Below are 8,220 nucleotides of genomic sequence, written 5' to 3'. Positions count from 1 at the left end.
CGACCCGGCCGGTCACCCCCACACGCCCGACCAGCACAACAAGATCACTAACCCAGGCCAGCCCAGCACCGAAACCTCATCGGTGGATCAGGGCTGAGCTTCCCCCGCTTTGATGGAGCGGTGGTTACCTGCCTCCGGTCGGGGCAGGGGTGAGGTTATCTGGCTTGTTCTGGGCGTGCCAGGCGGTCTCGTATTCGTCTGGGCTGCGGTAGTCGAGGTCGCGTTGGATACGGCGGGTGTTGTACCAGCCGTCGATGTATTCGAAGATCGCGTTCTCGGCTTCGTCGCGGGTGCGCCAGCTTGCGCGGTAGACGAGTTCGATCTTCAGGGTGACCAGAAGTTCTCCATCAGCGCGTTGTCGTAGCTGTCGCCGACCGACCCCATTGACGGCAGGATTCCGTTGTCGGACAAGCGTTGCGTGAACCGGAAGCTCGTATAGTTGTTCGAGCCGCGGTCCGAGTGATGGATCAATGCCTGGTCCCGCACGTCGCGGGACCAGATGCCGTACTCGAGGGCGCCGAGGATCAAGTCGGTGTCGCACCGGTCGCCGGCCTTCCACCCGACGATCCGGTTGGAGAACGCATCCCGGACCGCAGCGAGCCAGAACACGCCTTCACCGACGCGGATGCGGGTGGCGTCCGCGACCCACAGGCGGTTCGGTGCGGTCGCGGTGAAGTTTCGGTTTACCAGGTCCGGTGCCGGCGTCGCGCGCGGGTCCTGGACGGTTGACCCGCCGCGCCAGCCGCGGCGCAGGAACGCGCCCTGCCAACCCTGAGCGGCCATCAGCCGATCGACACGTTTCCGGCCGACTCTGATGCCGTCACGGCGCAGCTGCCGGTGCACGCGGTCCGCGCCATAGGTGCGTCCGGACGCGGTCCAGATGTCGTAGATGTTGGACAGCAGGCCGAGGTCGACCAGGTCCCGGTCGCACGGGTCGGTGAACCGTTTGCGCCAGGCGTAGTAGGTGGAGGTGCCGATCTGCAGAACCCGTAACAGGAGCGCGACCGCGAAGCGGTCTGAATGTTCGTGGATGAACGTCATGACCGTCGCCGGGTCGGGTCGAGCTCCGCGGCGAAATACGCGCTCGCCGCCTTCAGGATCTCGTTCGCCCGGCGCAGCTCAGCGTTTTCCCGCGCCAACCGGCGGTTCTCCTCGAGGAGGTCGCTGGACGGCCGGTCGGCGCGCTCGCCGGCATCGGCCTCGGCCTGACGGATCCAGTTCCGCAACGCCTCATGATGCACGTTGAGCTGCTCGGCCAACCGCCGGATCACCGGCTTCGGGTCCGACTCCCGATACAAGCGCACAGCACGCTGCCGCAGGTCATCGGGGTACTTCTTCGGTGGTGCCACGGATCTTCCTCCCCACGGCCATCAGACCATGATCAAGAAGCTCCATGAAAGCGGGGGTGGCTCAAGCTTGCACGACTCGTACTCATCCGACCACCACATCTGCCCCTGCGGGTGCCGGCAGTCCAGCAACGCCCACATCGCACAGCCGAGATCGCAGAAGAACACGACACCGCGCGGCGGCGGTGGGCGTTCGCCAGGCTCAGCAACAGCGGTGACAAGCTCCAGATACCCGTCGACCATGGGAATGTCGGACCAGCTGTTCGTCAAGCCCTCGATGCCGCCGTGAGGTCCGACACCACCATCGCCGAGCTCACGGTAGATGCGGCGCAGCAGCGGCGGCAGGCGATAGCCGATCACCGCCTCGGCATCCCTGATGACCTGCTCGGAGACCGGCGGAGGCAACAACGACGCGGACGATGAATCCGTCGGGCGACCTGCCTCCACCCGCGCTCGGATCGCATCGAAGATCTCGTCCTCAGTCATGCCACCGGTCCCCTCAGCGTGAGCGTGTCCACCAGCGTGCCACCGAGATCACGGTGTACTCGTGGCGATCATGGACGTGCACAACAACTCCGGCGGGTTGCTGGTGCTCTGGCTGGAGCCGTGGGGAGAGGACCGCTGGCTGAAACCGGGCGAAACGTTCCACGTCCGCTCCGACCAATCGCCCAACCAGAGGCCGTAAACCGGCCAGCGCCCAGTGCTGGCGGCATGATCGACCAAGCTCAGACCTCACCGGCTGCGCTCTTGCCGCCGACAACCCGCGTTCGCCCGATTATTGCCAGAGGGACGACTGCTCATAGTTGTGTCGATGGCGGCGGTGCCAGACGTGAGCGGGGTCAGTTCGCCCGGCACAGCCAGACGTCTAAAGGCCGGGTCCGCACGGTGAGCAAATCGCCGTCGCTCCGCTGGCTCACCTCGCTACGGCTGAGCATGGGGAACGCCGCTGGCATGCGTCGGCTCCACTCACCGCAGACGACCCGCGCGTCGAGCCAGCAGAGCCAGGACCGCGTCCAGGGACAGGTCCGCGGCGCTGGGCAGCAGCAGGTCCGCGACAGTGAAGCGGGCGTCGTTCGCATGCGGGTTCGGCACTGCCACGCAGCGCAGTCCGGCCGCGTGCGCCGCCGCCACGCCGTGCGCGGTGTCCTCGAAAGCGACCGCCTCCTCCGCCGGCAGCCCGAGCCGCTCCAGCGCCAGCAGGTAGACAGCCGGATCCGGCTTGTGCGCAGCCACCTCCCCGCCGGTCGCCAGCACCTCGAACCGCGTCCGCAGCCCGGCCTGATCCAGCATCGCGCCCACGTGGGTGATCGGGGAACTGCTCGCCACCGCCAGCCGCAGCCCGAGCTCCGCGGCCCGGTCCAGCCAGCCGACGATGCCAGGGGCCGCCTCCAGTGCCGCATTCAGTTCGGCCCGGTACGCCATCCGCAGCGCGTGGCTGGACTCGCGGTCGTAGTCCCGTCCGACCGCCGCGGCGAGCGCGGCGTAACGCGGCTCGTTCGCGTCGCCGCCGTGGTCGGCGAAGAAGCCAGCCGCATCGAGCTCCAGGCCGTGCCGCCGCCACTCCCAGGACCAACTCTCCAGCAGCGTGGTCTCCGTGTCCATCAGCAGGCCGTCGAAGTCGAAGATCAGCGCCTTGATCGTCACAGCGGCCAGTATCCGCCAGCGGTCCGCAAGATCCGAATCAAGCTCGTGCTCTGAAACCCGTGCAACCATCCGACGACGCGATCCGGCGCCGTCGCCACGAAGACCACATGACCGGTCGCAAAGGCTCGCCAGCCGACGACGCACATCCGAAGCGTCGATCTGACAGGTCAACTCGAGCGCAAGCTCTGGGGTGGCCGGCGCTGGCGCCTGGCCGGGATCGTGCACCTGCGGCGAAATCTCGCTTCCGTGGCGGACCGCTCGGCGACGGCGGGACTACGCTCGGTCGATGGCGGTGCATGAGACCGATCGCCGTGCGGCGCGGGCGTTGGGGCTGTGCGTCGCGGCCGCCGTGACGTATTTCGTCCTGGCCGCCTACGGGCCGGGGTGGTGGCGCGGTGCGCGGCTGGACGACGTGGACGCGCCGCTGGACCTCGGGTGGCTGCACGACGGACTGGCGTGGCTGGCGCGGTATGTCGGGGCGGCGCTCGCCTGGCTGTTCGGCGCGGCGGCCGGGCTGATGGCCGGCGTGGTCGCGTTCCGGGCCGAGCCGGCGTGGCTCGCGCGGGCCGTCGCCGCCGCGCGGACCGTGCCGGTGGTGGCGCTCCTCGCCGTGCCGGCGCTGGCCGTCGCGTGGTTCCTGGCGAGCCAGGTCGCGCTGCTGGTCGCGCCGTTGCTCGGCATGTATCACGGGGAACCTCACCCGGTGGTCCCGTAGCCGGCATAGGGTTTGTGCTCAGGGTGATTGAGCGGCTACCTGGAGTGTTCGGTGCGGTTCGTGGCGTGCGCGGTTACGGTCGGTCTCGCATTGGCTTGCACCCCGCCGGCACAGGCCGCACCGGGGCACACGGGCCGGCCGAACGTCCTGCTGCTGGTCATGGACGACGCGCGGACCGGGCAGACGTTCGCGATGCCGAGGACGCTGGACTGGCTGCGCGGGCACGGGCGCGAGTATCCCGAGGCGATGGTGTCCACGCCGAGCTGCTGCCCGAGCCGGGCGACGATCCTGTCGGGCAGGTACGCGCACAACCACGGCGTCACCCGGCAGGGCGCGGTCGGCGGCTTCGACCACACCAGGTCGCTGCAGCACGAGCTGCACACCGCCGGGTACCGCACGGCGGCCGTCGGCAAGCTCTTCAACGGCTGGGACATCGCGGTGCGGCCGCCGTACTTCGACGAGTGGGCGCTGACCGGTGGCGGGTACACCGGCGAGGACTTCGTCGTCGACGGCGTGCAGGTCCGCCCGTCCTACTCCACGACCTTCATCGGCGACCAGGTCGGGCGGTACGTCGACCGGTACGAGCGCGACGACACCAGGCCCTGGTTCATCTACGCCGGCTTCACGGCACCGCACGCACCGCAGGTGCCGGAGCCGAAGTACGCGGACCTGCGCTACCCGTGGGACGGCAACCCCGCCACCCGTGAGACCGACCGCGGCGACAAACCCGCCTACGTGCGCCGCTTCAACCGCACCCAGGAGCAGGGCGCCGCCGAGCGGGAGGCGCAGCTGCGGACGCTGCGGTCGGTCGACGACGCGCTCGAGTCGATCCGGCGGCGCCTGCGGGCCACCGGCGAGCTCGACGACACCCTCGTGATCCTGCTGTCGGACAACGGCAAGTTCTGGGGCGAGCACGGCCTGCAGGAGAAGTTCATGCCCTACCTGCAGGCCGAGCGCGTCCCGTTGCTGATCTCCTGGCCGGGGCACGTCGAGGTCGGCAGCGACAGACGGCTCGCGGCCAACCTCGACGTCACCCCGACGGTCCTCGCCGCCGCCGGGCTGACGCCGGGTTACCAGGTCGACGGCCGCGACCTGTTGCGCCCCGGCGACCGCCCGTCGCTGCTCACGGAGTACTGGCGGGACCCGGCGAACGGCGCGGGCATCCCGTCGTGGGCGTCGACGTACGTGCCGGGGCGCTACCGGTACACCGAGATCTACGACGACACGGGCACCGTCGCCGACCGCGAGTTCTACGACCTGCGCGCCGACCCGTGGCAGCTGACGAACCTGCTCCGCGACGGCGTCCCGGGCAACGACCCGCCCGTCGCACCGTTAACGGCGCAGCTCGCCCGCCAGCGGAACTGCGTGGGCGCCGGCTGCCCGTGACCCGCCGGACCGCTTGCCGGTGCCGGCCCGCCGCGGCGTGGCGGTCAGCATGACGGCGACGGGGTGCGCCGCGGTGTCGGCGCCGAGCAGCCGCAGTCCTTCCGCTCTGAGCGGCGCGGCGTCGTAGGACCGCTGCCGCCGCTCCAGCAGGTCCGCCGCGTGCAGGAGGGCCCGCGCGAGCCGGGTGGGCTTCCGCTCGCGCCGTTCCCGGTCGATGAGCTCCCGCACCACGGTGAGGGCGGCGTCGGCCCGGCCCGCCTCTTCGAGGGCCACCGCGACGGCGAGGAGGTCCCACGCGGGTCCGTCGTCGGCGGCCCGGCGCCTGCGCTGCCGCACCACGACGTCGGCGATGATGTCGGCGGTGGTCGATGCGCGAACCAGCCCCCGCGCCCATTCGAGCAGGTTCGTCACGGCCTCGGTCACCAGCCGTTCGACCGCGTCCGCCGGGGCCGCCGCGGTGAACCCGTCCACCAGGTCGCCGAGCGCGCGGGCGAGCCTCGGCCGGTACACGTCCGGTCGCACTGTCGTCATGATGCGGCACGCCTGCACCAGCTCGTACCGTCGCGGGTGGTCCTGCAGCAGCACCACACGCGCCCACGTCACCATGCCGGGATCGAGCAACGTTTCCTCCGGTTCGTCGGGAGCGCTCACCGTACGACAACGAAACCGCAGGTCAACAGGGCTGTTCACCCGAGTGATCGGCGCCGATGGGTGCGGTATGCTGATCGCGGAATTGACCTCCGCCCGCCGTTGCGCCGGCCACGTATCGTATTGACATGAGTCGATTCCTGTCGAGGATGGCCGCGGTCGCGGCGACCGGTCTCCTCGCCATCACGCTCAACCCGGTGCCGGCCGGTGCCGCCACCGTGCCCACGGCCACCTACTTCCAGGACAGCGCCTGGCCCACCGGCTACTCGGGCCGCGTCGTCGTCACCAACGGTGGTGCGACCACCCTGCCGAGCTGGCGGGTCGAGTTCGACCTGCCCGCCGGCACGACCATCACCAGTTTCTGGAACGCCACCCTGACCCGCTCGGGCAACCACAACGTCGTGGTCGGCGCGTCCTGGAACGCGAGCCTCGCCCCGGGCGCGTCGACGAGCTTCGGCTGGGTCGCCGCCGGTCTGGGCACCCCGCAGGGCTGCCTGCTCAACGCCGCCCCGTGCGACGGCCGCCCACCGTCCCGCGACGTCCGCCCGCCGAGCACGCCGTCCGCGCTGCACGGCACGGTGCAGCCGTCGTCCTACACGCTCACCTGGAACGCCTCGACCGACGACACCGGCGTCACCGGCTACGAGGTCTACTCCAACACGTCCAGCGCCCCGATCGCGACCGTCACCGGGACGTCGTACAGCATGCCGACACCCCCGCCGATGGTCATGTCCTTCGGTGTCCGAGCCGTCGACGCCGCCGGCAACCGCTCACCCTTCGCCGTGGTGGGCCTCGGCACCCCGCCGGACACGACACCGCCCAGCATCCCGACCAGCCTCACGCTGCGCGGCGTGACCGACGGCTCCTGGACGGTCGGCTGGACCGCCGCCACCGACAACCAGTTCGTCGCCGGCTACGAGGTCACCCTCAACGGGACCGTCATCAGCCTGGTCGGCAACACCACCGCGTACGTCCCGTACACGGGCTACGGCACCTACATCGTCACGGTCCGCGCCTTCGACGGCGCCGGCAACTACGGCACCCGCGCCCAGGTCGGCATCGCCGTCGACCCGCCGCCCCCACCGCCGCCCGGCGCCTGACGTCCACGGTGCCCACAGGGGGCGCGGCGCATCGCGCCCCCCTGTGCGGACCCGGCCCGCGCGATAGCCTCGGGTCATGATCAGCTTCGAGGTCACCCCGATCGGTACGGTCACGAACGACCGGACGGACGTCCAGCTCACCGACAACTGGGGCGCCGTCCGCAGCACCATCACCGTCGACGAGCGCTTCGGCGACGCGTGCCTGCAGGGCCTGGAGGGCTTCTCCCACGTGGAGGTCCTCTTCGTCTTCGACCGGTTCGCCGACGACGGCGACCACCGCACGCCCCGCCCCTACCGCGGCCGCCCCGACCTGCCACCGGTCGGCATCTTCGCCGGCCGCGGCCCCCGCCGCCCGAACCGCATCGGCGTGACGTGCTGCGCCATCGACTCCGTCAACGGCCGCGAGCTGACGGTGGTCGGCCTCGACGCGGTCTCCGGCACCCCGATCATCGACCTGAAGCCGGCGATGCGGGAGTTCCTGCCGGCGGACGTCCAGCAGCCGGACTGGGTGAGCACCATGATGTCGGAGTACTTCAAGCCCTGACGTTTTTCACAACCCGCTTTCACCGCGTGGTGGCTGACGAGGCACGCGCGACCGGAACCTCCACCGGAGCATTGACAGTGGCGAATCGGCTCGATACGGTCCGCCCCCGAGGAAAGCGCTTTCCTCTCATTCGGCGAAGGAGGTTCAGGCGTGGCAAGACCAACGAGACGGTGGCGGGCGACGCTGCTCGGCACGGTCGTCCTGACCGTCGTGGCGGCGGTGACGACCGTCGCCGTGCGGTCCGCGGACGCGGCAACGATCGTGCAGGGCACGTGGTACAACCTCGTCAACGTCAACAGCGGCAAGGTCATGGAGGTGACCGGCGCGTCGACGGCCGACGCCGCCACGATCACCCAGTACAGCGGCAACGGCTGCCAGTGCCAGCAGTTCAGGTTCGAGTCGGCGGGCACCGGCTGGTGGCGGATCATCGCCCGGCACAGCGGCAAGGCCGTCGACCTGTGGGAGTGGAACGTCGCCGACGGCGCCGAGTACCGGCAGTGGCCGGTCAGCAGCGGCAACAACCAGCAGTTCTCGGTGCAGAACATCGGCGACAACATCCAGCTCATCAACCGGCACAGCGGCAAGGCGCTCGAGGTCTGGGAGTGGTCCACCGCCAACGGCGCGCGGATCTCGCAGTTCACCGACCTCAACGGGGCCAACCAGCAGTGGCGCCTGGTCGTGGCCGGCACCACCACCCCGACCACGGGTGGCACCAACCCCAGCACGACGTGGCCGACCAAGTCCGGTGACGCGCCGGTGAACAACGGCACGATCAAGGTGTCGGGGACGCTGGACGGTGGGATGAAGCGGTACTGCTGCATCGGCGACGGTGGTCAG

At 70.1% G+C, this 8,220-nt stretch carries 12 protein-coding genes; 6 read left to right on the top strand and 6 right to left on the bottom strand.

Annotated elements, in window-relative coordinates; all coding sequences use genetic code 11:
* Window positions 1-124 precede the first annotated feature (124 nt).
* Genes ACZ6TV_RS54955 through ACZ6TV_RS54940 form a run of 4 tightly spaced genes read right to left on the bottom strand, consistent with a single transcriptional unit; the run spans window position 125 to window position 1,832 of the window.
* Window positions 125-322, bottom strand: a complete 198-nt coding sequence (locus tag ACZ6TV_RS54955; RefSeq protein WP_465309700.1) for an IS3 family transposase — start codon at window positions 320-322, stop codon at window positions 125-127.
* Between the two features lie 2 nt (window positions 323-324).
* A complete protein-coding gene (locus ACZ6TV_RS54950; protein WP_465309698.1) occupies window positions 325-1,041 on the bottom strand; it encodes an IS3 family transposase in 717 nt (238 codons plus the stop codon).
* Window positions 1,038-1,349: a transposase gene (locus ACZ6TV_RS54945; RefSeq protein WP_465309696.1), complete on the bottom strand. Its 312-nt coding sequence runs from the start codon at window positions 1,347-1,349 to the stop codon at window positions 1,038-1,040. The genes ACZ6TV_RS54950 and ACZ6TV_RS54945 overlap by 4 nt, the downstream gene beginning before the upstream one ends.
* Before the next feature lie 21 nt (window positions 1,350-1,370).
* The gene (locus ACZ6TV_RS54940) at window positions 1,371-1,832 is read right to left on the bottom strand and encodes an SMI1/KNR4 family protein (protein ID WP_465309694.1); all 462 of its coding nucleotides are present in this window, start codon (window positions 1,830-1,832) and stop codon (window positions 1,371-1,373) included.
* A 61-nt stretch (window positions 1,833-1,893) separates the two neighbouring features.
* Between ACZ6TV_RS54940 and ACZ6TV_RS54935 the strand changes: the two genes are divergently transcribed.
* Complete coding sequence (locus tag ACZ6TV_RS54935; RefSeq protein WP_465309692.1) at window positions 1,894-2,031, top strand: hypothetical protein; 138 nt, start codon at window positions 1,894-1,896, stop codon at window positions 2,029-2,031.
* 281 nt (window positions 2,032-2,312) lie between these two features.
* Here the strand turns inward: ACZ6TV_RS54935 and ACZ6TV_RS54930 are convergent, their stop codons facing one another.
* The gene (locus tag ACZ6TV_RS54930) at window positions 2,313-3,215 is read right to left on the bottom strand and encodes an HAD family hydrolase (RefSeq protein ID WP_465309690.1); all 903 of its coding nucleotides are present in this window, start codon (window positions 3,213-3,215) and stop codon (window positions 2,313-2,315) included.
* Between the two features lie 61 nt (window positions 3,216-3,276).
* Here ACZ6TV_RS54930 and ACZ6TV_RS54925 point away from each other — a divergent pair, with 61 nt between their 5' ends.
* Both ACZ6TV_RS54925 and ACZ6TV_RS54920 read left to right on the top strand, forming a co-directional pair.
* Window positions 3,277-3,705 (top strand): hypothetical protein, encoded by a 429-nt coding sequence (locus ACZ6TV_RS54925; RefSeq protein WP_465309688.1) that lies wholly within the window; start codon window positions 3,277-3,279, stop codon window positions 3,703-3,705.
* Between the two features lie 90 nt (window positions 3,706-3,795).
* Window positions 3,796-5,091, top strand: a complete 1,296-nt coding sequence (locus tag ACZ6TV_RS54920) for a sulfatase-like hydrolase/transferase (RefSeq protein WP_465309686.1) — start codon at window positions 3,796-3,798, stop codon at window positions 5,089-5,091.
* On the opposite strand, the gene ACZ6TV_RS54915 is transcribed toward ACZ6TV_RS54920, so the two are convergent.
* Entirely contained in the window at window positions 5,038-5,697 is a 660-nt protein-coding gene (locus ACZ6TV_RS54915; protein WP_465309684.1) for a hypothetical protein, read from the bottom strand. The genes ACZ6TV_RS54920 and ACZ6TV_RS54915 overlap by 54 nt on opposite strands.
* 170 nt (window positions 5,698-5,867) lie before the next feature.
* Here ACZ6TV_RS54915 and ACZ6TV_RS54910 point away from each other — a divergent pair, with 170 nt between their 5' ends.
* From ACZ6TV_RS54910 to ACZ6TV_RS54900, 3 genes are all read left to right on the top strand, one after another.
* Window positions 5,868-6,839: a cellulose binding domain-containing protein gene (locus ACZ6TV_RS54910; RefSeq protein ID WP_465309682.1), complete on the top strand. Its 972-nt coding sequence runs from the start codon at window positions 5,868-5,870 to the stop codon at window positions 6,837-6,839.
* A 76-nt stretch (window positions 6,840-6,915) separates the two neighbouring features.
* On the top strand, window positions 6,916-7,383 hold the full coding sequence (locus tag ACZ6TV_RS54905; protein WP_465309680.1) for an SAM-dependent methyltransferase: 468 nt from the start codon (window positions 6,916-6,918) through the stop codon (window positions 7,381-7,383).
* Window positions 7,384-7,533: 150 nt separating this feature from the next.
* On the top strand, window positions 7,534-8,220 hold a 687-nt coding region (locus ACZ6TV_RS54900; RefSeq protein WP_465309678.1), incomplete at its 3' end, for an RICIN domain-containing protein.

It is taken from the genome of Dactylosporangium sp. NPDC051087, from assembly GCF_055586325.1.
The sequence above is the reverse complement of the archived record's forward strand: the minus strand, read 5'-3'. Positions and strand labels throughout refer to the sequence as shown.

Excerpts from the sequence above, each read along its gene's own strand:
- ACZ6TV_RS54925 (WP_465309688.1), top strand. The coding sequence starts at position 3,277 with ATGGCGGTGCATGAGACCGATCGCCGTGCGGCGCGGGCGTTGGGGCTG.
- ACZ6TV_RS54910 (WP_465309682.1), top strand. The coding sequence starts at position 5,868 with ATGAGTCGATTCCTGTCGAGGATGGCCGCGGTCGCGGCGACCGGTCTC.
- ACZ6TV_RS54915 (WP_465309684.1), bottom strand. The coding sequence starts at position 5,697 with ATGGTGACGTGGGCGCGTGTGGTGCTGCTGCAGGACCACCCGCGACGG.
- ACZ6TV_RS54940 (WP_465309694.1), bottom strand. The coding sequence starts at position 1,832 with ATGACTGAGGACGAGATCTTCGATGCGATCCGAGCGCGGGTGGAGGCA.
- ACZ6TV_RS54950 (WP_465309698.1), bottom strand. The coding sequence starts at position 1,041 with ATGACGTTCATCCACGAACATTCAGACCGCTTCGCGGTCGCGCTCCTG.
- ACZ6TV_RS54905 (WP_465309680.1), top strand. The coding sequence starts at position 6,916 with ATGATCAGCTTCGAGGTCACCCCGATCGGTACGGTCACGAACGACCGG.